This window comes from Legionella qingyii (genome assembly GCF_003184185.1).
In genome coordinates, this window is sequence record NZ_QHJG01000050.1 from 1 (window position 1) to 24,259 (window position 24,259).

The following is a 24,259-nucleotide window of genomic DNA, read 5'->3' on the forward strand; positions in this document are numbered from 1 at the left end:
ACTCCGGAATCGGTGATCAAATGACTAACGGAATTAGTGATCAAGTCCTCCGGAATACGCACTATTGATTTGGTAAGCTTATACTCTAGAATTTTTTCCTCCAACCATGTGTATCCAGAGCTTTTTTTTCTTAACCCCATATTGAAATAGGCCGATGGAGAATTATCAATAGCATCCAGTTCTATACGTCCTTCTTTACCTGCGTCAATACTTTTGTGAAATGCATACTCAAATAAGACAGAGCCCACATATTTGTAAGGAGTCGTAGTATTAATCGAATAGTTATACATGCGATGAATATAGAGACAGTTATTCTGAATTGAATAGTTCATATATCCAACCTGTTGATTTTTAACATAAATCAACACCTCGGTACGTGGGCCAAGCAATGTGTTTCCGGAGCGTTTAAGAATTCTGTAATTAACTTGTTTTCCGTCAGAGGTTTCGATTTTAGTAGTTAGTCGCATTTCGATTTCTCATTTTATTATTATAATTGACGGGATAAAAAAACAGATAATATCAGATCAAAACAAAATCACAATGTGGATATATTCTCATTTTGAATACAAAAAATACAATTCTTGGTTGTTGGCTCAATTGGGTGGTAATGGTCGGGTGATTATTAATCAAATAGACTAATGCTTATTCATATAAATTATTTGAATTAAGAACATGAGGAATGATGAGCGTCCGTCAAAAAAGCAAGTCTGGGTGAAACGAAGTGTAGCTTGGGTTCAGTCTATAGATAACAGATCGGGTTTTGGTAAATTTGACCTGACAGATACTTCTTAAAAAAACGTTACCTGTCAGATCAAGTTTGAACTAGTACATTTAAATTTGTGATTATTGGTACTTGCAATAATTTTAGTTGTTCTTAAGTGGCTCTAGAGTTATTGATTCATCAGGCTTTTTAAATTGATCTGTGATAGCGTTGATTCTGGCCTTATAATCTTGCGTCACTTTACCTACGGCACGTTGACCCCACTCAAACTTAATATCCCACTTTTTGAATAACTCTTCAATTGCTTCCCTGACCATGTTATATGCTTTATCCATTAAATCAAGGCCTGCGTCATCAAGCGCATCATAGTGCGATTTATCGAAGCATTGAGAAACTTTAGTAGGTAAATGCGTAAGAAAAGTTGATGCCTTCTGTATTTTTTCTTCAAATTTTTCAGGGGATTGATAAACTTTTTGAAGATCAAGATCGCTTAATATGTTTTGCGCATCATAAAATAGCGTAATCATATTATTATTTACAGCCCGCAACAGCGCTTTGTGCTCTTCAGTTAGATCTTTGCTGTACATAAAAGTCTTGATAATGTCTTTATTTAAATTGCTAAGCACTTCTATTGCTTCAGTCAATTGTTTAGACAGGTTACTGCCTTCTTTAAACATGCTTTTTAAATCTTGGTAAATCTTTCGTCCCTCATCCAAAACAAGTTTATTTTCCTTCAACGCGGTTAAGATTTTTTCATAATCAGTATTGAGGGCAAAACCATGTTCCTTTATTGTTTCCAATTGAGCGCGATTATCTCGATATTTTTTTAAGCTTTCTTTCACATCTTGAATGTTTATAAGATTGTTGCCAAATATCAGCGTGCGACATAGAAGTAGTTACATCAGCTGCCGAAGTAGGTTTCTCAAAGAGNGGGGGGGGGATTCACTGGGGTAGGCTTCTAGTACCTTATCTATCATCCCCCTCCATTTATCATGAATTATAGATAATCTTTGAAATTGTGCTTCACGTTGCTTTAATCTGCTTACTAGTTTAAAGCACTGCTCTGCATCCTCGGGCGCGGTCAATATAATACTGTTGATTTCTTCGTCTAATTTCTTGAACCAATCAGGTTGGGTTACCTCTTGAAGAAACTGTTTATCTTCTTCGGATATGAGTTGAACATTAGTTTCTCCTAACGATCCTTGCAAAACGTCCAACCATTTAAAAAAATCCTCACTTTTTCCTATTAGGGAATAAAAATCCTGCGGAAACCCAAGTCTTTGCAAGGAAACCGACTCTTGCTTTAATGGGTGAGTTTGGGCATTTTCCCTAATTTTTCCTTTTAATCGACTTAGCTTTTCTGCAACATCAGTTGTGGGTGCATCCTGCCCGCCAAGATTTTTTGCTGAAGATTGCCCCAATGCGATCTGCTGTATTTCATAAAAGTGATTAAAACTATAGTCAATCTGCTCTTGTTTTAGTTTGTTTACCTCATTTTCTATATTGCTCAACAATTTATTAGATACAAAGTCGTATAAGGGGCGTGACGCCACAAATTGCTCTAAGCGGAGTAATTCGGCCATTATTTTAGAATTTGGATTGACGGCTTGTTCTATTTCAATTTGTTTGTGAATTACGGTTAACCAATGCACTTTGAAGCCTGTAGTAATGAGATCACGGCTGGACCTTAACGCAGATAAATCGGAGAGATTATAATGTTGAGCCAGCTCGCTGCTTGGAATATCCACGTCTTGCTGTAGGTAATGATATGTATGCAGCTCCTGACGCAAAAATGCTTCAAGATCACCCTCATTGTGTATATCAATCAAGATTTGTACCTGTCGATCATCATTGCTGACTTGACTGGCAATCTCCGCCGAAAATTGCAGTTCAGTAAGAAATGTTGGCATTGCTTCAATATCAACGTCTGGATATTGTTGTTTAAAATGAGCTTGTATCCGTGTGCGACTCGCATAGATGGCTTTAATCGCTCTATCGAGATCATCGGTATCATCAGAGGCAACAGAAATAAATGCATGCATTTGATTAAAGAAGGCAAGAGGATTCACTTGCGAAGAAGCGGCTTGAGTGCCAAAAGCCATTGCGTCTTCAAAATTCGCAATGTCTTTGGCATTGTATTTTGGTGAATAAGCATCGATACCTCCAGTTAGTGTAATATCGACAAATTCGGCAATCTGTTTGCAATAGGTTACTAGCTCTTCGCGTGACCATAGGGTTAGATGATTAATCTCTGTGTCAAAGTCAAAATCTTCCGCGACTATAACCAAGTCCTCTTGATTAAGAATATTTTTAAGTTGTGTGTATTGAGTATGATCAATTGTTATCTGAACATCGCGATAATTGGGAGCATCTCTTAACTGTTTCATGGTGTTTGATAGGGAATCTGTGCTGCGATATGTGTTGCATAAAAACCTAAAGTGTTGCTGAGCTACTTTTTGAGTTACTTTTGCTTTGAGGAGAGATTCATTCAAGCGTTCAAGCGTTGAGTTAATGGCATCGAGTTCTTCTTCAACTCGTTTAATAGGAGCGTGAGTCAAATCTTCCTCGAATCGAGGGATTAAAGCGTCCAGGAGCTTAATTACGTCGTTTTGTACTTCTTGGTTTTTAAATTGAGTATTGCTTGACTTCATCCGTGCATCAATTTCAAGAAGCATTTCTCTTTTAGTTGCAAATTCCTCTCTTATTGAATTTTCTCTTTTTTGTTGGGGAATTCTTTCTTCAATTTCTTTGAAAATTTTCTTTATCTTTTCCTCTGCTGTGTTCAATTCAAAAATACTATTTAACAGATGGCTGTAATCTCCAAGCTTGGGTTCGGTGACCGCCTCGATTTTTTTATGTGCATTGAATAGCGGTTGGATTAACTGATTCATCTCTTGTTTCAGATCGTCAATCTCAGGACCATTTTTGTTCTTTAATTCCAAAATCAGTTTTTTTTCAAGGTCGGCCGCTTCTTTTAGGAGTGGCTCGTAGTGTTCATAAAATTCTACTTTTTTTGCTCTAAATAATTCATCTTGTTTATCGGATTTATTAAAAGCTACTAATACCTTATCGATTGCTATTATTTTATCAATTATCGGATATACTTTATCCAGCGTTTCTTTCAATGCTTTATTTTGTCTTTCTAATAATTTATTTGCTTCTCTTAGATAACTTTCTTCCAATGCTTTATTTTGTCTTTCAAAAAATTGATTCGCTTCTCTTAGATAACTTTCTTCCAATGCTTTATTTTGTCTTTCAAAAAGTTCTTGCTGATTCTTTTCTTGCAATGGTCGATCTATTAATTTTTTTAATCTATTTCGATGTTCCTCTTGTAGAGCGCGTTCCTTTTCTAATTTCACCGCCAGGAGTTTTTCCACTTCCTGAGCAAAGTTGTTCATCTCTTCTTGGAGTTGGAGTAATTGGACATCTACTTCTTGTTTTAACAGTTCTGCTTCTTTATTCTCCTCACCGAAGATTTCGTTGAGTCTTCTGGTAAATGGAGAAAGAAAATCTACCACGAAATTTGCAGAAAAATTGCCTAATGCAGTGCGATAAAAATTTTCTAGCTTTGCAAGGGCATTATTTTGCGAAAAGGGTTGAAGACTAAGTTTCTCCCATTTTGTAGCTTCTAAGATTCGAAGAACATTTAAGTGGCTGGTAATTGTAGAAATTAATGAGGCATTTAATTCTGAGAGCGAACTGATCTCATCGTTTAATTCGCTGTTGATTATAGAAATTAATGGGGATTTTAATTCTGAGAGCCAATTGCTCTCATCTTTGTTTTGGGCTTCTTCAATATCCACAACTTTAATTTTTTTCTTTCTATGATATTTTTTTTCCAGTTCTTCTAATTGATACATCGCATTTAAAAGATTCACATAATCTTGGCTCGTCGGTTCTTGTTGAAACTCTTTGTTGATAATTGCTGCGGCTTCTTGCCATTTTTGTTTTAATGATCCTAAACTTAGTTTGCTCTTAATTCGTTTTTCAATTAAAACCATCTTTTCCCTTGCCAGAGACTGCATCACAGCATATGTATCTCGCTTACTGTATTCGAAGGATTTTATATCTGCATCAATCGCAATTGCTCTTGCGAATTTAAGTTCTATTTTTTCTAAGGCGTTTTCTAAAATAGCTTTTTGTGTGGGTAAGCGTTCTTCTTCTGGAAGTGAAGCAATGGAATTAATGTCTAATTCTAATTGCAAAAAAATTCTGCTAAGTTCCATCCACAAATCATTCGCCTCATCCACCTCTAAATCTGATTTTTGATCATACTGCCTCCCCCTCGAATCTGATTTTTTATCAGGCTGTATATTTGATGGTATTGAATTGTAAACTTTTTTGAAGAAAGATTCTTGGACTATCCCACTTAATTGCATTTCTCCAAACTCAGGTTGTTTGAGTTTGTGAAATTGGGTATTTTTTAAGGTTCGTATTTTATTGATGAGAAGTCTAACTTCGTCAACTATATCGAGTGGCTCATTTTTGGATTTTGACATGCTTTTCTAACTCCCCTATCAACGAGTTATTTATAATCATATTATGTAAACCTTAAGTATTTATTAAGGGCTATTCGTTTTATTAAGCATATACACCTATTTATTCCAAGCCATGGCTTAGGATGAGCAATTCATTTCTATTTGCTTAAAGCATCAATTCAAAGATTTGTATGATAAGAAACCACTCTCCCACACAAAACTGCATTTTTAGCATTGCAATAACGCTTTCGGATGAACCAGGTTTAAAAAATCGTCTCTTTTGATTTTTAGCAGTTGATCATGGTTTCCTGCGTTAAAGACGAGCCATTCCTTATGCGCAAGACTATCTGCAAGATAGACGTCCATATTATAGAGTTCACCAAAAAGGGGTATCGCGCCAACTTCGCAGTCTTTAAATTTGTCTTGAAATTCGAACTCTTTAGCAAGCTCTGCGCGTTTTGCTCGAGTCTCCTTTTTTAATAGATCTAAATTCAGTCGCGTATTGGCGGGGATTGCGACAAGTGTAAATTTACCATCCAGTTTGACAACTACAGATTTAGCAAAATGGTTTCCCTTAATATGTGCTGCTTGTGCACATTGCGATGCGGTATAGGCTCTGGGATGACTGATTGTCTTATATGGAATATCATGAGTTTTCATATATTTTCTAATGGATGGGTTTAACATGAGGAGCTCCCACAAAGGATGGATATGTTTAATTATAGGACATTTTGTCCGTGATCGTTGCGATGCCAGCGTGTTTTATCTACCATCTATTTTAAATTTGTGACAAGATGATTTCTGCTTTGCAAAGCGGGTTCGCAATGTTCTTAAACCCAAGGAACCACAAGAGTGAAAGGTGTATGCTAAAAACAAGGAATAGTCGATGCGCAATACCGATCAACAAAATCAAAGTCCTTTTGATAAACTTGCTAATGAAATGCTGTTAGCGATTCTTAATACTCAGAATAAAGAGAAACATTATATTCTTAACCCAAAAGATATTTTGTCTTTTGCTTTAAGTTGCCAACGTTTTAATGGAATAAGCCTGGATGCCAATTGCTTTTTTTCTCCTCATAAATATAACGATCTGCGACAAAAATCCTCTGATTATCACGAATATAAGGAAAGAAGGCTTACTCAATTGAAGAATGCACAACGAGTGTGGCATGAACAAAACGGAGCGTTTTATTTGAATAAGACTAATAGAAATAGAATGGCTACCGGTTTAGGTTTACTTCTAGCATCTATTTTCGCGTTCACGTTTGATATGAGCTATGGAGCTTATTTGTTAACCACGTTAGTTTTATCTGTACTGGCGCTGGTGATTAACGACCTCCTTTTTGAGCACATAGAGTATTCGTTAAATTCATCTGATGTGAGCGCTATTCCTCTCCAATTTTTTGAAGAGGAAATCGTAGGTAAGTCGAACTTAATTTAGCCTGTAATGCGCTTGGATTTATGATGAATACGCCTTTTATTGAATTGAGTAACATTAGGCTGCTTATTAAAAGTATAAGCAGCTTTATGAAGTATGTTAATTGGGTTTTGAAAATGCGTTTGCTGCTATTTCAATATCTGACTCACTTTCTTCAATAGCATTCTCATTTTTTCCTGTTAAAGAGGCTACTCTATGTAAAAGCCCTTCAGGTAATGTACTGAACAATGACGATTTAGTACGAAATGCTTGAGCAAGAACCCGAGAATTTTTTCTTATTTCTGAGATTCTATCCAATTCATTCTTTAACGTGAAGTAGGTATGCCTGTATTGGCGATAACACACTGGCTGACGCTATTCTGGATCGTCAGGTGCATAACGCCCATCGATTAAATTTGAAAGGAGAGTCAATGAGAAAAATACGGGGTAAATTGACTGAAAGTGAACATCAACGGTTAGTTTAACAATTATTTAGGGGGGGGCATTTTTGCACGCTGATTTACACAAATTGATGGAAATTTTCAAGGCACTTGCACACGATCCCGATCTTGAATGGGAGTTCATTGACGGGAGCATTGTTCGTGCCCAACACAGTACCGGTGCATGTACTAAAGTTGCTTAACAAGGTGTCCAATTTTCCCGGGCAAGATCAGCTATCACGTCAGCAGTTCCCGAAGAAAAATCAGTTTTTTATAAATTAACTATACTATCTAAATAAATATTATTGTGGAGGCACATAATGCCAAAAGAAATATCTATAGGAACTTTATCTATAGGAACTTTATATAGTTATATTTTTGACGGAATAAAGTGGTATAACAGTGATCAGGATGATAGTGCAAAATCGGAGAAGAAAAAGTTAACACAAGCCCAATTTGAAAAAGTTCTAAATTCAAAATCTGAGCATTTTAGATATTCATTAAGAATGTTGCAGGCTAAAGATCTGGAAGAGGTGTTGTATGGGAATTCAACCGATCCTTTAATTAAACCAACTGACTTTCTGGATTCTTTGTTATTTCCTAAAGACGAAAAAATTGGAGAGATATTTGATTCTTTAAATCAAAAATATAAATATTTCACTAAAAATCAAGAAGATTTGGCAAAAAAACACTTCATTATTTTGTTTAAAGGTACGAAATTAATTGGTGACTACTTTGAAAACAATAACGACGAAGAAAATTCGTTGGCGGCAGAAAATGCTTATAAAATACTGGTCTGGTTTGGATTGAAAAAAGGGCGAGGATCTCCTTTTTCAATGTTTGAAAAACATTTAAAACTATTTCCAGATTTGGTTAAGCCAGTACATGATAGTTTAGTATCACCCATTCCTGTCAATAATAAATCCAATCTTGATTTGAGTGGATGGGTAACATTTATAAAAAAATATCCTGTACAAGGTATACACTATTTTCAACAGGCAGCAAACATCGAGGAAATGAATGATAATCGCGCGCCTGCCACGATTGCAGAAGCACAAATACTAGCTGCTAAAATAGTATACCCAAATGCCTCCAAACATCCTGAAATGGCAGCTTTATTTTATGCTAATAAACTGGATAATAATTTGTTTAATCAATGTTTGGAATTAGAAAAAAGAAGAAAGAGTACAGATAATCTCCCGGATATTCACATAAATGGTAATACTATAAATTTTCCTGAATACCATTTGGTTAAATTACCAATAGATGACCTTAGGGCATATTTTTTAGGGCTACTTACAGCCTGTTGCCAATCCATTGGTGGGCATTCTGAACGATGTGTTATTGATGGGATTACACTGCCAAACAATGGGTTTTATGTAATGTTAAAAGGAAGTAAGCAATCAAATCCGCTTATAGACAACAAAATTAATTATTCAGATTTTCAAATTGTTGGCCAAGGCTATGCCTGGATTAGCAGTAATAATAATCTGGTATTTGATTCTTGGGAAAATTTAAGAGCATCAGACAATGAAATTGCAGTGCAACTATTAGAGTCCTTTAGTAAAGAGTTAACTCAAAGAGATGAAAATATTGTAAGGGTTACCATTGGTACAGGGGGTAAAACTCCTGATAAATTTGGTAATAAAGTACTGGAAAAAGCTGAAAAAATGAAGGAAGGTTATCAATATTCGGATTCTTTGAATCAATATCTTGTCTATTTAGACAATAACAAATTAAAAACTTGGCAAAAAGCCTTGCTTGATGATTGGGATAGTTTGGTAGAAAAACCCTTGCCTTTGACTACACAAGAATTTGCGAATTATTTAGGCCTCGATAATATATATTCGAAAGAGACTTTTGATTCAATCGCAACCTATTTAATCGATAAGAAAAATTTCTCGCTTTGGATTAATTGGGAAAAGCCTGAAAAGCAACCTTTACCCGAAGATTTTTGGTATATTTTAAACCGCATAGAAAATCTAAATACCGAGATAGTCACTCAACTGTTACACTTCGGAGAAAAAGATTTATCGGATTTGTCCGAGGCAATAGTTAATTTGACTTCTCTGAATCAGTATAACTCCAAAAAGGAGTATGAACTGATAAATACACCGAATTATGCTTCCAAAGTAAATCAGGTTTTCAGGTTTTCAAACAAATTAAATTGCCCAGAAATTTTTGATTTATTTGAGCCATGGTTTACAGAAACGAGCCACACATTTTTTAATGCCGATATAAATTATGGTCACTTACTCAATAAACTACAAAGATTTCAAATAAATGCTCTCTCCAAGACCGTTATTCAAGAGCTCATCTCTTTGGGTAGAAAAGGAAATACGCTCCTGGATTTGCTAGAAAAATATCGTTCTGTACTAAATATAGAACAGCATTTATTTTGTATCAGTTTGGTGAGGAATGAAGGGATTGACGTTGCAGAGGCTTACATTTTTCTTTATTCGAAAAATTTTGCAACAGAGGAAAATATAGGGGTCATCTTAGCTCATCCAGAAAATGCACTCACCCTTGCTCAGGGTCTTTATGGATTATCCACTAACAAAATATTAACGCCAGGAAATATTAGTAATTTAATTGCTTATCCTTTATTAGGGGAAAGCCTTATATATTGTAATAGCATCAATCAAAAATTTTTTGATTGCCTAATCCCACATGAAAATACTACAGAAAATTATTTCATAGCATTAACAATCCTGGCAAAATCGAGAGCTTTAACACTGGATAATGTAGCGTCACTCCAAAAAAATCCTTTATTTGCAGATGAGATTGTTCGCATACCTGAAGACTCAAGAAATTTACCGAAAACAGTTTGGCAATTAATGCATAAGCATCTGGGAGATCGAGAATATCTCAATAATCTTATTTTATTAACTAAAGATGTGAATGAATATACAAATCAATTCAATAATGCACTAGAGGGTGACTATGATGTATATGAATTTGAGCCAGTATGTAAAGCAATGGATGTTCTGAATACTTTAAGTAAATATTTATCAGGCGAGTTGCAAGATTTGTCTGAAGAGTTAATTGTCAATTCAGACTTGCCAGCAGAAATGAATCTTCCTGAAAAATATAAAAAAATCATGGACAGCTTTACAAAATTTATAAAAACCCATAATGATGTAATAATGAGCTTAGGGCAAGAAAGCCTTGGTTCGACGATGTCACCGTAAAGGAAGCGCTACAGCAACCTCATCTTCTGGTTCATTTTATCTTCTGTAATAGTATTGCCAGGATTTATTCAGAGGAGAAGGGCGATGAGTGCGTAAGCGCTCAATAAACCCTACCCTATAAATTGAGGGATTTCGGCACGAAATAACTTCCGTGCCGGCTTAAGATTTCTAATGGTACTCAGGAGTGTTTTTTGCTTCTTGTTTTGCTTGCTGGTGGTTAATAATATGACTAATTAATGAATTACCATTCATAATTTCTTTTGTAATTTCCTCCTTTGTCATTGCCTGCCATGTAATACTATTTCCATTATGAGTAATAGCCTTGGAGCAACAAACCTTGCCTTCTCTTAGTTCTATACTAAAAAATCTATCCCTGACATAAGCACAGCCTGTACTTGCACCAATACCAAGGTGACAGCCATATACTCGATCTTTTATATAACCAGGTTTGCATTCCATGTACTGGCCTTTATTTGTAATACCATGTTCTTCTAACTCCTCTTTTATAAAGTCTTTAATTAACTCTAATTTATCAAGTGGGAGTTTTATCGAAAATAAACTCAAAGAAGTCGAACTTACTTGTGTTGGTTGTACAGGAGAGCAAGCATTTTGGAGCAAGCTAAATTTATTCAAGACCCCTAGCATCACTTGGCAAGTATCATAAAGACCTAAACCAAGTAATTCAGATGTAGTATTAATCAAGAGGTCAAAAGGTAGTTCAATATTTGTGGCAAATCCTTGTAATATCCACGTCCAGGCTCCAGCACCAGCATTCATCAATGCATTAGCTTGAGTAGCATTAAGATTATAATCTCTCATATGACACAATAGATTAAGGATTTTTGGAGCTGCGCTTTTTTGAGCACATCCAATGAGGTCATCAAGATTGAATAGGGCGCCTGCTTGCAGTAAAAGTAATACGATGTCTTTGTTCTTTGATTGTACAGCATGTTCCAAAGCAGTTTTACCACATTCAGCTGAAGGAAAATTATCTGTTTGGTGGAGACTTGCTCCGTTCTGAATGAGAAGCTTAACTATCTCAACTTTTCCTTCAAAGACTGCTTCAAGAAGTACAGTAGAACCACCACGATCTCTTCCATTAACGTTGAGTGGGTTTGTATTAATCAATTCTAATATTGCATCAGTATCGCCATTCTGGATGTCCTGGCAAATCTTGTGCCACTCAATTTGTCCAAGATCAGAATATCCATCGACAACCTGAACAGGTTCAGCTGCTGCGGGGTAGAGGCTAACTGCTGTGGCATTCAGCCGCTTTTTTAATTCCTCACGCATAAACGCCGGATCTTTCGATGAGCCCGATGCAATCTGCTTTTCATCTTGCAATTCGGCGATTTCAAAAACTTTTGCTAGCATAATAAAATTATCCTTAGTAAAAAATTATAAATATACGCAATCTATTTATGCAGTCTTTTATTAAACTATTTTTCCTGGATGACTGAATATTTCGGAATAGCTGCAAGATTGAATTTTAAACCAAAAGAACAAAATTCGTCCAATTGATTGTATGAATATATCATATTAAATATTTTGATATCTAAGTTTCGCCTAATAGTCGTGAACTGCCAAAGATAGTAGACAAAACCCGGGATGATATTGAAGCGGCTATAGCAGCGATTGAGGCCAGTGATTTGTCTGTCGGCATTAAGGAATTCACAATGCACAAGGCCATGCGCTATATGCTGAAACACTGGCATGAACTGACCCAATTCTTACGGGTTGCAGGTGCTCCCCTTGATAACAATATCCTTGAGCGTGCCCTGAATCCCGATCCGGGGCCGGCACACCTGGTTATTTTACAAAACAGAATACGCTGCCATGATAGGGGGCATCAGACCAGTATGAAGTACACCTGTGCTCTGGCGCACATCAACCGGCTCAACGGCCAGTAATATTCGGTGGTGAGAGGTAACTTGCAACATGGGGTTGTCCTGCAAATTGTGTCAGAATTTCAGACAGGCACTCCACTGGCAGATTGCCCACCCTTAACAAAGCCCCACCCGGGCGCTGGTAGAAGCGGCACAAAGGTAAAGTGGTTATCGCATTCAACATTCGCGGCAATTTGTGCGCTGGTTATCTTCCGTGTTTGGGCTATCATGTTGACAGGATATCGCCCCATGAGCTTTTTCACTTCAGCCGATAAGCGGTTATAATTATTGAATTCTTGTTTTATTATCGTTTTTAATGGGATGAGTCTTATGTAGTTTAGAGGCAGTGTTCTTTAATAATCTTCATGAGCCATAGTAGGGGTTTGTAATTGTTAAAACGTTTGTGATAGAACATGTTAACCGTAAAGCTCTTTTTTTGAAATGGCAGCGGTTTTATCTCAAAATCCTGCTTTTCATTTAGAACAATCGCTAAATGCCGCGGTACGATTGCTAGATAATCTGTGTCGCGAATTACCTCAAGTGCGCTAATTAAATTGGATACGGTTACTTTAATATTCCTTTTAAGACCAGGATCCGCCCATTGTTCCTGTAATGCTTTTTCAATAAATTGTATTTCCACATGATCTGCTTTCATAAGTAGGTTTTGAGTCAACTGTTTATTGGCAAGTGGATGTGCCTTACGCATCGCACAAGCCATTTCCTCTTCAAGTAAAAACTCTTTGTTGATAACAGTTCCATAAGGAAGAAAATCGGCACTAATTGCTAAATCAACTGTGGTTGCTAACAATTCATCAAGATTTAAGTTCTCCGATACCCAAATAGTTTTTAAAATAAAATTAGGAGCATGTTGTGCTAGATAAGCAGATAATTTAGATAAAATTAGAAGCTCTCCATGACTTCCTACAACTAGATTAAATCTGACTGTTTCGGTGCAAGGGTCAAATTCATCTTTTTCAAAAATTTCATTAGCGTTAGCTAAAAAAGTTTTAATTTTAGGGCTCACGGCTAAGGCCCTAGGTGTAGGTTTAAGGCCATGAGCTTCACGAATAAATAATGGATCGTCGAAAATATACCTTAATTGCTTCAAAATTTTACTCATGGCTGCCTGACTAAGGTGTGATTTATCAGCAGCTTTTGAAACAGAACACTCTGTTAATAACGTATCAAAATATACCAATAAATTTAAATTTACTTTATTTATGTCCATGTATTATCAATCCATTCGATACGATGCAGGTTGTAACTAAAGTATAGTTAATTTTAACCGTATCTTGAATAACTCGATTAGCTTTAGCGCATGAACCCAATGAATCATTTGTAATAAATCTGTAAAAAAGTTGAACTTCAAATAAATTGTGATTAATTTTCAGACTAAAATCACTCAAAATAGCTGGAGTATTATTCATGAGTGCAAATCAAGAAGAGGTTAAAAAAGAAGTTGAACGATTACTGAGTTTAAAGAAAAAACAGGAAGAGCTCGGTGTTCTAAATCAAAAAGACATGCAAGAGAAAATGAAACTTGAGAACAAGCATAAAGAATTTTTGCAAATGAGCAGCCAGCAAATGGAACACGAGTTAACGAAAAAAGGTTCCATGAAAAAAGTTGGTGTTGAGGGGGACGATTTAAAGCTAATTATTGAAGACTATAAAAGAAAATATGGGGAGCAAAGCTGGTATAAAGAACCTGAAGAAAAAGATGGGAAAGTCACTTTAACTTTTCCGTCTCAGGAAGAAGTAGGTATTTTCTTTGAAGCTCAGGCTAGAGAAAATCGCTCTTTTATTATTGTTGATGATAAAACAAATAAAGTGATTGCCTACTCCAATGGTGATGGTAACTTATACAATGGCAATGGAAGTGTTTATGAGGGTGGAGAATTTCAATCATCGAATCAAAGTATTAGCGACTTTACAATGCCTGAGAGACAGGAATCAAGGATGTGTTTCTAAAACACCAAAATTAGAAAGCCAAGTAGCATGGCAAGCGTTGTATTATTGATCAGGCTATCCTTCGAGGTAATAAAATGTATTTTGCTGACTGCATAGGGAATGCTGGCGGCATATTTTTTTATCTCGGAAGGGGCATAGGGTTTAATAGGAATGAGTACATCAATCTTACCACTATCAAGTAACAAATTCATTGTTCAATGTGAGCTCTTGGTAGATACATGTTATCCCAATGCGTTTGCAGATGTTATTCATGAGATCTATAAAAAATCCAAAGTAATAAGGACATTGGGTAATTGCAATCTAAAACTGGTCGTGAGGTCAGTCAGTTTTTCCACGAAGATGATCCAATAATTGTGCTTTATGAAAAAATATCGACCTGTCGAGAAAAAAAAGATAGAATGATAGTGATTTTTTAAGTCGGTTGCCCGGTTAGTTTTAGGGCCAAGAATGAACATAGTCATGCAATTAACTCAAGAAAGAAAACAGCTCTGGATTATTTTACTGATCGTCTTAATCAGTTTTATTGGTTCATCTATTGCTTATCCCATTCTGCCGCCTCTATTTTTACACTCTTCCGACCAGTTGATTATCTCTCCTGAATGGAGTGAAAACAGCAGGCGTATTTTGCTCGGACTAACCCTTGCAATTTTCCCTCTAGGACAATTCATTGGTTCCCCCATATTGGGGCGAAGTTCTGATTTGTACGGCCGTAAAAAAATACTGATAATTAGCTTGCTCGGAAGCACGCTGGGTTATCTCTTAACGGTCATATCATTTTGGACAAACTGCTTTTGGCTCTTATTATTCAGCCGCTTTTTAACAGGATTTATGGAAGGGACTTTTGCTGTGGCAAGAGCATTCGCATCAGAACTAACTACCATTAACAAATTTGTGAGTTTTGGCAGGATTAACAGTATGGCGGGTATTGGCTATATTATTGGGCCAATCATTGGTGGGTTATTATCAAATTCACAGGCTGTCCCCTGGTTTTCGTGGTCATTCCCTTTTACTGTTGCAGCAGTAGCCTCAATTACAACACTGGGGCTTGCCTGGTGGAAATTGCCGGAGCATAAAATTCTGCGCCAACCTGAAAAAGAAAGCATATTGAGTAAACTCAACATTATCCGGCAATTCAAATCATTATTTCAAAATCACCCACACTTAATCCATTTGCTGATTATCAGCACACTATTTACCTTTGCGGTGGATATATTTTACGAATTTGGCCCAGTTTATCTCGCTGGGAAATGGTCTATGTCTCCAGGAATGATCGCAGGTTATAATGCTGTATTATCAGCCGCACTTGCTTTAGGAGCCTCTTGGCTTCCGCAGCATCTTTCAAAACGCATGCCGATCCATAAAATTATTATTCTGGCCATGGTCGCTACTACTTTGATTTTTGCCGCCATGGTTGCTTTTCAATATCCCTCAATCATGATTTTGCTCTTTGGACTTATTGGGTTTAGCATTACAAGCGTCACAACAACCATGACAATACATATCTCCAATAGGTCTCATACTGCCATTCAAGGGGAAGTCATGGGGGCACAATTAAGTTTACGGACATTGGGTGATGCCATTATTTGCTTTATTGGCGGTTTGCTGATTGTTGTATCAATTATTTTGCCCATTATTTTATGCTGTATCACCGCATTGATTGCGAGCATTTTGTGTTTGGTCTATTTAAAACCTACAGTTCATACATAATTAGAGATTAAGGGTTCATGCTTGCATCTATTTGATTAAATCGATGAATTCGACACGATTTCGTCCTAGCGTTTTTGCACGATACATTGCATCGTCAGCGAGGTTTAATAGTTTGGTTGGGTTATCATCCTTGGGAATACAACCCGCTACCCCCACGCTAATCGTAACAAAACGGGAAACATCTGAATCGGGATGTGGTAGTTCCAAATTACTAACAGCTTGTCGCAGTGACTCTGCAAATTTAATTGCACCTTCCATCTGAGTATCTGGCAAAATACAGGTAAACTCTTCACCTCCATATCGTGCAAGCAAGTCGGTGCTGCGGGTTACTCTGTTTTTTAATGCTTGAGCAACAAGTTTTAGAGCATCATCACCAGCCAGATGACCAAGACTGTCGTTATAACGCTTAAAGAAATCGATATCCATCATAATAATTGCTATTGGTTTGGAATAACGCAATGCACGTTTCCATTCCTGTTTAAGGAAGTCATCGAATCGACGACGATTCGCTACTCCTGTTAATCCATCGAGATAAGACATTTCCTGAAGCAAAAATTGCAGCTTCTTTTTTTCACTAATATCCTCTCCTACACCTACAAAATGTTGGATTTCTCCAAGGGTATTAAATACAGGTGCAATACTCCATGATTGCCAGAACGCACTTCCATTTTTTCGGTGGTAGAGAAGTTCGCCAGTCCAAGAAATGCCAGATTGTATTTTTTTCCATAAATCAGTTAATACGCTTCTTGGGGTCATGTTATTATGAAAAATATCTGTTTTTTGACCATATAACTCTTCTTTAGAATAGCCTGTCAATTTGATGATTTGCGGATTGGCATAAATAATAGTTCTTTGTTTATCAACGATCAGTACAGATACTGGGCTTTGTTCGATAGCCGCTTGCATTTCACGTAAACGATTTCGCTCGTGAATGGATTGAGTGATATCATGAAATGCGATCACAATTCCTTTGTTATTTTTTAACATAATTGGGGTTGTAATTAGAGAGACAGGGAAGCAAGTACCATCTTTACGCCAAAAATAATCATCATCACTTGCATAAGGTTTTTCTGTTTGTATTACTTCCAAATTTTTACAATACTCCATGGGATAGGGATCATGAGTATAATAGCAATGATGAAATAGTTCATGGGCGTTTTGACCAAGCATTTCGGCTTCATCATAACCTAGCATGCTGCACGCTGCGGCATTAACATATTCAAGCCTATTCTCTTTATTGATGACTAATAATCCTTCACCAAGTGCAGATGTAATATCACGTAAATACTGTTCGCTTTGCTCCACCTGTATTTTTGCTTGTTGTAAATCACGGGCTATCTTTGCATTTATTTGGAGTGCTTCTTCTAGCTCTTGGGTGCGTTTTCTTACTTTATCTTCAAGAATAACTGTGTTTTGAAATACTCCAAAATCTGTTCGCGGAGCATTCATATCTTGTTCTGCTCTATCAATCAATGCCTTAACTATTTTATTGAGGCGTTCGATTTCTGCTTGCAATTCTTTCTTAGTGTTAAGAGTATTCTTTTCAGGCATCGTGGTTTTCCTTTAATTCACCTATGGCTAGGCCTGTAATCGTTTGATTTATATGAATGCCTTTGAATTGTTCTCCATAAGTGCTAAAGCCAACGACGTGATTATTCTGAAATATCTTTTCTACATCTTTTTTCAACCCCTGACGCTGTATCTCCAGATTGCGAAGGATGCAATCGCAAGCCAGGACCAATTGCGGTTTGCCAATAGATGATTGAATTTCCTGAAAAGTTTGCTCAATATTTTTTATTAGATCAATTCCATGAGCCGCCATAAAAACCAGACCATTATCGATTGCACAGTAAAACTTTAAGCTTCCATCTGGATTAGCTTTTTGAATAGAGCGCACATAATCAACTCCGTTGATGCGTATCACCAGTGGCGTAGCGGAAAATTTCATGGGATCAAGTTCATCAACTTGCGCTTTTACTATACGGGCATATTCTTCTACTGCCGGATATCCGTTTATTTCATTGACAATACGCTGCTCAGGATGTGCTTGGGTCACGACCAACCTTTCATTCCCACATACAAAATGCTGTGCTTTAAATGGTTTAAAAGGATAGATTGTATTAACCAAGATAAGGGCTACGGAATCAGTATGAAAAGCGCCTTCAGCAAAGATCCACGTTTTCTTAAAACGGAGGTCATCGCCCGCAGAACCACCAAAAAGTGTAATGCCTCCTAAGACATCCTGTAAAATATGAGTTATTTGTTCCTCGCGCTCAGATAATCCATCCACTAACAAAAAAGCGAAGCTGTTTTTAGAATTAGTAGAAGGGGCTCGTGCTTCAAGTTGTTGAAGTAGATTATTAACAAACACCAGTCCTGAATCATAATTAATATTTTTTAAATCATTTATGTATCCAACAGCGGTTGTAAAGCCATCCAAGGCGAAGCTAACCCCTGAAAGGGTATGATCGGTATAACCATTGGGCCCAATTTCACCTGCTGTGGTGCATCCCATTACTTTCACATTCGGAAAAAGGGAATTTATTTCATTGGCTATAGCATCAAGGTCATAATGACTTGAACAAAAAAAAAGAACAAGCTCCATATTAGGTTGACATACTGCCGCATGAAACTCTCTGACTGCAGTATGTGGCTCTTGCGAAGTTGACTGTCCAATACGAATGGATTGCTGAGTGCTCATCTAACATACCCCATATTTTAGAGATGCAAGCTTGTAAAACGGACTCTAAAGCTATTCTTAATTGTTAAAATATTAGCGTTAACTCAATTAATATAACTATAGCATAGGTTTTTTTACAATGAAGTTTAATGTGCTATAACTCAGCTAGAACCTGTTGCTTCTGATAAAGTTCGGTGACGGCAGCGAAGAGAAGCTCTTCGCTTGCCTCTAATTACATGTGCAATGAATTTCTCGTTCGGGATGGCTTTCTTCGATAGCCGGGGGCTTTAATAAAAAACCATAATGAAGCAAGCTGGATATAGGCCATTGTATTTGCTGATGCTCCAGTACGTTACCATTACATGAACTTAAAATAAGTTGCCCATTATGATTAAAAATAGAAAAATTTTTGTCATCCGATAAATTGTGTATCCTATCCATAGATAAGGAAGCCATTCTGGGGTTGGTGATAAGTGCTGAATACATAGAATCCATACGATTTTCTGGTGATTCATTATGCATTGATTCAAAATATTTTTGCGCGCAAAGTGATAATGGGGCGGCACTACCTGCAAGTGTTTTTACTAATCCTTGCTCTCCAGAGGGTAAAGTTCCTTTTTTCATCAGAAAATCACCATTATTATCTGCCAAATAGAAACTATTTTGTTCCTTGTAAATATCCAGAGTTCCTAGTTTATATGCTCCATCTTTGCAGCCAGTAGGGCCTAAGGCATCAGTCACAAGAATAATTTTGTTTTTAATTGTATTTTGTATAAGAGAAATAAATGAAGCGGATAAATGTACTCCATCCGCAATGAGCTCGACGCCAGCGGGGCAACGATCAGGATTTTCAAGTATCCATTGGACAATGTGGCTTTGTGCGTCATTTAAAGTAAGTTCCCTTGTTTCTCGGCTACATGATTCCTGGCAACCATTCCCGAGATGTGTAAACCCACAAGCACCAGCTGTAACAGCACGCCCAATGACCTCTTTATCAACTGGATTGCAATGTCCTATGAATACTTTTACAAAAATACCTTCTTGTTCAAGGTTATTTGTTTGTTTAATAAATTCTTCTGCGCCTGGTAAATCAGGGGCAATGGTTATTTTCCATTGTTTTACATTGGGTGCTACGCTAATGATATCTCTAAATTGTTCTATAGAAATACGGTCTTGTAGTGTCTCTTCAGCATGGGCCCCCTTACAATTTTTTGCGATGAAGGGTCCCTCTAGATGCACCCCAAGAATTTGGGTGTGGCCTGCGGTAGGATTTTGCTCTTGTTTTTGAATAAAATCATTAATTTTTGCCAATGATTTTTTTAAGGCGGGTATTGGCATAGATACTAAAGTAGCTAATGCGTAAGAAAGTCCAGTTTTTCCCAGTGCTTTAACAATGCACTCCAATTGTTCGTCACCCATTTCATCGCCTAAGTCAGCGAAATCAATACCACCTTGACCGTGAACATGGGCATCTAACATTCCCGGCATTAAGAAATAGGATCCTTTAGAATCAATAATTTTTTCTTCTTGAAGAGGGGATAAATCATCATCAACATTGAATAGTACTTTTACACCATCATCGGTAATTTGCACATGTTTTAACTCCTTTATCCCTGCACCGTTATAAACATAAATATTTTTAATTAGCATTTAAATACCCTCATAGGGATTAACTCCGGTTAAGGATCTAATATTTTTTAGAACTTAACCCCCTCAGGAAATGCCCTAGAGTTCCTTTGCTAAATTGGCTAGAATCGTAAGTCGATAAATCAAGTGTTTACTATTCATTGGCATCCTGCGCAATTGTAATTGTAACAAAATATAAGAATGAGATGAATGAATGGTTTTGTATGATCATTCTTAATCAACCATTCCTTTTTATCCTAACTTTTTGTTTATATCGGATATAACGCCTCGAACTCTCGGAGAAAATATTTATGTTTAGTCGCATTTTTGTTAGGGAAACACCTGAAGGTATGGCAAGTAGGGCTGCTCGAGAAATTCAAAAGAAAATCATGGAACATAATGAGAAAAAAATACCTACAGTTTTAGGACTCGCAACAGGGAGCACTCCGGAACCTTTATATAAGGAATTAGTTCGTCTGCATAAAGAAGAAAATTTGGATTTTTCATTAGTGATTACATTTAATTTAGATGAGTATTGGGGCTTGGAACCAAACCATGAGCAATCTTATAATTACTATATGCATCGTCATTTTTTTAATCATGTAAATATTAAAAAAGAAAATATTCATATGCTTGATGGAACTGTGTCACTTGAGTTAATTGAGGAGCATGCGAAAAAATATGAAGAACAGATTAAAGAGGCTGGTGGCATAGACATTCAACTATTAGGTTTGGGTGTGAACGGGCATATTGGTTTTAATGAACCCGGCTCCTCATTGGATTCTAAAACACGACTAATCAAGTTAGATGAAAAGACTCGTGACTCCAATCAACGATTTTTCAAGTCAAAAGATGAAGTCCCGACTCATGCAATAACAATGGGAATTGGAACAATTCTACAAAACAGTAAAGCATGTTATTTATTAGCGACAGGTTCAGCAAAAGCAAATATTATCTCTGCTGTTTATGCGGCTTCTTCACCGAATGAAGATATACCTGCAACCGCTTTATATGCTCATAAATACGTTACGATAATACTCGATACAGATGCGGCATCTAAGTTGCCGTCATCGGTTAACCCAATAAAATCATTATTCTTCTCTGAACGTATATATGCTCCTACAACTCCAGTGGAGCCCCAATTCTTACCTGTTTCTGAGCACTCAAATTCAATTAATCTTACTCAATAAAATATTGATAAACATTGGCACTTGGCATTCTGCCGCCTTAAAATTTTAATTTTTAAAGCGGCAAGATATTATTACTGTTGGTAAGACTCTGAGTTCCTTAATCTAAAAGGGGGTTTTCAACTACAGTGGGAACCGGTGTTGGTGAATGAAAGAAATATATAATCAGTAATATGAGAAAAATAATTGTAGAAATATAAAATACAATTTTTGCATTAAATATTGATGCAGGAGCGGTTCCTTTATATCCCATGTATCCTGAAACAATCGCTATAACTAAAAAAATAAAAGCAGTTCTTAACATTTTATTTTTCCTTTTTCAGAATAAAAGAGTATATCTTTCATTGCGTGCATTTAAATTTTAAAATTCATCATACTCTTTTAAGTTCTATTTGTTTTAATTATAGATATCTTTGGCGAGGATCACATCTATATGACTCAAACATTCATTTCTTATACCTGATTACCCTATGAATTATTCCTAAAAATAAGAGATTCTAAAAGAACTTGCGGGTAAGTCCCAGTCTCATTCTAGGATAAACCCCGAGTAAAAGCTGACGACGTTGATATATATTATAATTAAAGTAGTACATATGGAATTTATGTACTCGTTTCATATGTAAAGGATAGGGAGATTCAACATGACGACTCAAGTTGATATTTTGTACGTAGAAGATGATGACGTTGATATTGAGACTATGCAACGTGAGTTTACCAAAATGAATAAGGCAGTTGATATTGCTGTAGCAAAGAATGGGAAACAGGCACTGGATATGTTATATGGACGTCATGGTAAAAATAGAATCAAGCCTAATGTGATATTGCTTGATCTTAACATGCCTCAAATGAACGGCATTGATTTTTTGAAAAAGTTAAGGAAAGGTTTTGATTTTGGAGATATTAAGGTTTTCGTGCTTACTAGCACATACACTTCTGAAGAAAAGCTCATCACCAGGGATTTACATGTATCTGGCTGTATTATCAAACCCCTGCAATATACGGATGCGCTAAATATTTTGTGGTGTGCTTCTGCAAGTGAAGAAATGTCAAAATTATTTTTTATGCAGTAAATGACAGTCTATTTAAGCATGAGTTCAAGTACCTAATCCTCATTATCCTTTCCCTATGAAGATTATATAACATACATGTTATTGATGGCTTTATGCTGACTAAAAATTCTATTTTTGAGAATTAATAAAGTTTTTTATTTTAACAAAACAATAATGGAGAAATTGTTCATTGAGTTTAATTCGGAAAACTCCTTCCTCATGATTTTTCAAATTAGTTTGTTCAATTAGAGCGGTGTTTGCATCTGAATTAAGGGCACTTATGGTTTCTTTAGTGTCTATTCCATATCGGTCTGAATCTAATCTTCCATTTCCATGTAGTAGGCAATTACGAATTTTAGAAATATTAAGTAACGCGTTCCAGTAGTCACTATCAATAGTATATCCAAGCGCTTTAAGAGCCATTTCAAATCGTGATATGCTTGCGTTTTTCTTAATTAATTGATTGCTACACTCATGGTACAAGGCCTCTTCGAGTTGAGAATAAATTTGCAGAAAGGTCGATTCAATCAAGATTTTTAAACTTTGTTTGTAAAACTCTAGAGTATCTGTTTCGGTTCGTGTTAGTTGCTGATTATTTTTCTTCAATTCTAGATGCGATATGTCTTTTTGAATTGATGACTTTATCAATTCGTAGGTCTGTAGTTGATATTCAAAATTAATTATTTTTAAAAATTTAAATTGATTCATTAATCATTTTCCAAGATTATAAAAGTGTATCTTTCTAAATAGGAAACACAGCTACAGATTGTAACAAAATAATATTGAATAATTCAGTTAAATAAGGACATAAATGATTTTAATGAGTTCTTGGGGGTTCTTAAAAGAACTATTTAATAATTGGAATCAAGACCGAATTTCAAGTAAAGCCGCAGCACTTGCATATTATATGCTATTTTCACTTGCTCCAATTTTATTAATTTGTATTTCTATTCTGGGAATAGTATTTGGTGAAGAAGCTTCTCGCGGTCAAATTTTGTCTCAAACAAGTGACTTAATAGGCAGAGAACCTACGTTACAAATTCAAGAAATAATTCAAAATGCCAGTAAGCCAAGCAATTCCCTTGTAACAAAAATAACAAGCTTTATTATTCTTTTGTTTAGTGCCTCAGGAGTGTTTACTGAAATTCAAGTGGGATTGAATGAGATATGGGGAGTCAAAATTAATCCGAACAGGGGATGGTTTACGACATTAAAAAGCCGTTTCTTTTCTTATGTAATTGTTCTAGGAGTTGCTTTTTTATTATTAATATCATTAATTTTAAGTGCTTTTTTAGCACTTATAGGTAATTATTTAAATTATTTTGTAGGTACAAGTATTTTAATGGATTTGATAATCAGTCACTTACTCTCTTTTTTCCTGATCACATTATTATTTGCTATGACATTTAAAGTTCTACCTGATGTGATATTAAAATGGCGCGATGTGTGGTTGGGGGCATTAATCACTTCGGTGTTATTTAGTTGCGGTAAAATTTTCATTGAATTATATCTGATTCAATTTCATAAATTTTCTGTATTTGGAGCTGCGGGCTCTATAATTATTATCTTGATATGGATGTTTTATTCATCCCAAATTTTCTTCATTGGGGTAGAAATCACAAAAATACTTTTTATAAATGAAGGCAAACAGATTGTTATTACGCGAAATTCCCTTAAAGAAAACCAAGTAAATTAATCCCTCTCATAAAATGAGAATGAGTCTGCCCGAGATAACGCATGAACTAGGATCTATTGAGTTCTTAATCTATACTTTTTGTATCAAATATTGTTAAAGAGCGATTATGGAAAGTAAGTTTGAGCACCCTCAAGATTTAATTAGAAAAATCCGGCTCTACCCCAAAAAAGGGGGCATTTTAATCAAGTTAGTCTAGACTAACCCATTGATTTG

21 protein-coding genes and 2 pseudogenes are annotated in these 24,259 nt (G+C 36.0%); 10 read left to right on the forward strand and 13 right to left on the reverse strand.

Features of this window, described 5'->3' with window-relative positions; translation table 11 throughout:
• The 3 genes from DGG96_RS19265 to DGG96_RS19280 form a co-directional block, all read right to left on the reverse strand.
• On the reverse strand, positions 1–467 hold a 467-nt coding region (locus tag DGG96_RS19265), incomplete at its 3' end, for a hypothetical protein (protein WP_133249350.1).
• A 397-nt stretch (positions 468–864) separates the two neighbouring features.
• Complete coding sequence (locus DGG96_RS19270; RefSeq protein WP_110144106.1) at positions 865–1,563, reverse strand: hypothetical protein; 699 nt, start codon at positions 1,561–1,563, stop codon at positions 865–867.
• A gap of 3,864 nt (positions 1,564–5,427) precedes the next feature.
• Positions 5,428–5,886 carry an aminoacyl-tRNA deacylase gene (locus tag DGG96_RS19280; protein ID WP_110144112.1) on the reverse strand — a complete coding sequence of 153 codons (459 nt, stop codon included), beginning with the start codon at positions 5,884–5,886 and terminating at the stop codon, positions 5,428–5,430.
• A 199-nt stretch (positions 5,887–6,085) separates the two neighbouring features.
• Between DGG96_RS19280 and DGG96_RS19285 the strand changes: the two genes are divergently transcribed.
• Positions 6,086–6,640, forward strand: a complete 555-nt coding sequence (locus DGG96_RS19285) for an F-box protein (RefSeq protein ID WP_110144113.1) — start codon at positions 6,086–6,088, stop codon at positions 6,638–6,640.
• A gap of 96 nt (positions 6,641–6,736) precedes the next feature.
• Here DGG96_RS19285 and DGG96_RS19290 read toward each other — a convergent pair whose 3' ends face one another.
• On the reverse strand, positions 6,737–6,934 hold the full coding sequence (locus DGG96_RS19290) for a hypothetical protein (protein WP_110144114.1): 198 nt from the start codon (positions 6,932–6,934) through the stop codon (positions 6,737–6,739).
• Between the two features lie 32 nt (positions 6,935–6,966).
• Here DGG96_RS19290 and DGG96_RS19295 point away from each other — a divergent pair.
• From DGG96_RS19295 to DGG96_RS19305, 3 genes and pseudogenes are all read left to right on the forward strand, one after another.
• Positions 6,967–7,101: pseudogene (locus DGG96_RS19295) on the forward strand (ATP-binding protein); the annotation flags it as partial.
• 41 nt (positions 7,102–7,142) lie between these two features.
• Positions 7,143–7,247: pseudogene (locus tag DGG96_RS19300) on the forward strand (IS5/IS1182 family transposase); the annotation flags it as partial.
• 129 nt (positions 7,248–7,376) lie between these two features.
• On the forward strand, positions 7,377–10,247 hold the full coding sequence (locus DGG96_RS19305) for a hypothetical protein (RefSeq protein WP_110144115.1): 2,871 nt from the start codon (positions 7,377–7,379) through the stop codon (positions 10,245–10,247).
• A 168-nt stretch (positions 10,248–10,415) separates the two neighbouring features.
• Here DGG96_RS19305 and DGG96_RS19310 read toward each other — a convergent pair whose 3' ends face one another.
• Complete coding sequence (locus DGG96_RS19310; protein WP_110144116.1) at positions 10,416–11,621, reverse strand: ankyrin repeat domain-containing protein; 1,206 nt, start codon at positions 11,619–11,621, stop codon at positions 10,416–10,418.
• 275 nt (positions 11,622–11,896) lie between these two features.
• On the opposite strand from DGG96_RS19310, the gene DGG96_RS19315 reads away from it, so the two are divergent.
• Positions 11,897–12,157 (forward strand): IS66 family transposase, encoded by a 261-nt coding sequence (locus DGG96_RS19315; RefSeq protein WP_233590636.1) that lies wholly within the window; start codon positions 11,897–11,899, stop codon positions 12,155–12,157.
• Between the two features lie 313 nt (positions 12,158–12,470).
• On the opposite strand, the gene DGG96_RS19320 is transcribed toward DGG96_RS19315, so the two are convergent.
• Positions 12,471–13,361, reverse strand: a complete 891-nt coding sequence (locus DGG96_RS19320; RefSeq protein ID WP_110144118.1) for a LysR family transcriptional regulator — start codon at positions 13,359–13,361, stop codon at positions 12,471–12,473.
• A complete protein-coding gene (locus tag DGG96_RS19325) occupies positions 13,348–13,560 on the reverse strand; it encodes a hypothetical protein (protein WP_110144119.1) in 213 nt (70 codons plus the stop codon). Before DGG96_RS19325 ends, DGG96_RS19320 begins: the two co-directional genes overlap by 14 nt.
• Here DGG96_RS19325 and DGG96_RS19330 point away from each other — a divergent pair.
• A complete protein-coding gene (locus DGG96_RS19330; RefSeq protein WP_110144120.1) occupies positions 13,559–14,101 on the forward strand; it encodes a type IV secretion protein Dot in 543 nt (180 codons plus the stop codon). The genes DGG96_RS19325 and DGG96_RS19330 overlap by 2 nt on opposite strands.
• Here the strand turns inward: DGG96_RS19330 and DGG96_RS19335 are convergent.
• Positions 14,098–14,292 carry a type 2 periplasmic-binding domain-containing protein gene (locus DGG96_RS19335; RefSeq protein ID WP_110144121.1) on the reverse strand — a complete coding sequence of 65 codons (195 nt, stop codon included), beginning with the start codon at positions 14,290–14,292 and terminating at the stop codon, positions 14,098–14,100. The two genes, DGG96_RS19330 and DGG96_RS19335, sit on opposite strands and share 4 nt — an antisense overlap.
• A gap of 256 nt (positions 14,293–14,548) precedes the next feature.
• Between DGG96_RS19335 and DGG96_RS19340 the strand changes: the two genes are divergently transcribed.
• Entirely contained in the window at positions 14,549–15,808 is a 1,260-nt protein-coding gene (locus tag DGG96_RS19340) for an MFS transporter (protein WP_233590634.1), read from the forward strand.
• Positions 15,809–15,835: 27 nt separating this feature from the next.
• On the opposite strand, the gene DGG96_RS19345 is transcribed toward DGG96_RS19340, so the two are convergent.
• The 3 genes from DGG96_RS19345 to DGG96_RS19355 all read right to left on the reverse strand — a co-directional run bounded on the left by DGG96_RS19345 (position 15,836) and on the right by DGG96_RS19355 (position 20,138).
• Positions 15,836–17,359, reverse strand: a complete 1,524-nt coding sequence (locus tag DGG96_RS19345) for a sensor domain-containing diguanylate cyclase (RefSeq protein WP_110144122.1) — start codon at positions 17,357–17,359, stop codon at positions 15,836–15,838.
• Entirely contained in the window at positions 17,352–18,509 is a 1,158-nt protein-coding gene (gene nosP, locus DGG96_RS19350) for a nitric oxide-sensing protein NosP (protein WP_110144123.1), read from the reverse strand. Before nosP ends, DGG96_RS19345 begins: the two co-directional genes overlap by 8 nt.
• A gap of 207 nt (positions 18,510–18,716) precedes the next feature.
• Positions 18,717–20,138: an N-acetylglucosamine-6-phosphate deacetylase gene (locus DGG96_RS19355; RefSeq protein WP_110144124.1), complete on the reverse strand. Its 1,422-nt coding sequence runs from the start codon at positions 20,136–20,138 to the stop codon at positions 18,717–18,719.
• Positions 20,139–20,425: 287 nt separating this feature from the next.
• Here DGG96_RS19355 and nagB point away from each other — a divergent pair, with 287 nt between their 5' ends.
• Complete coding sequence (gene nagB / locus DGG96_RS19360) at positions 20,426–21,304, forward strand: glucosamine-6-phosphate deaminase (RefSeq protein WP_110144125.1); 879 nt, start codon at positions 20,426–20,428, stop codon at positions 21,302–21,304.
• A gap of 97 nt (positions 21,305–21,401) precedes the next feature.
• On the opposite strand, the gene DGG96_RS19365 is transcribed toward nagB, so the two are convergent.
• A complete protein-coding gene (locus DGG96_RS19365; protein WP_110144126.1) occupies positions 21,402–21,605 on the reverse strand; it encodes a DUF1328 domain-containing protein in 204 nt (67 codons plus the stop codon).
• Between the two features lie 337 nt (positions 21,606–21,942).
• Between DGG96_RS19365 and DGG96_RS19370 the strand changes: the two genes are divergently transcribed.
• Positions 21,943–22,371: a response regulator gene (locus tag DGG96_RS19370; protein ID WP_110144127.1), complete on the forward strand. Its 429-nt coding sequence runs from the start codon at positions 21,943–21,945 to the stop codon at positions 22,369–22,371.
• A gap of 108 nt (positions 22,372–22,479) precedes the next feature.
• Here the strand turns inward: DGG96_RS19370 and DGG96_RS19375 are convergent, their stop codons facing one another.
• Positions 22,480–23,058, reverse strand: a complete 579-nt coding sequence (locus tag DGG96_RS19375) for a hypothetical protein (protein WP_110144128.1) — start codon at positions 23,056–23,058, stop codon at positions 22,480–22,482.
• Positions 23,059–23,161: 103 nt separating this feature from the next.
• On the opposite strand from DGG96_RS19375, the gene DGG96_RS19380 reads away from it, so the two are divergent.
• Positions 23,162–24,046, forward strand: coding sequence for a YihY/virulence factor BrkB family protein (locus DGG96_RS19380; protein WP_110144129.1), 885 nt, complete (start codon positions 23,162–23,164; stop codon positions 24,044–24,046).
• Positions 24,047–24,259: the final 213 nt, after the last annotated feature.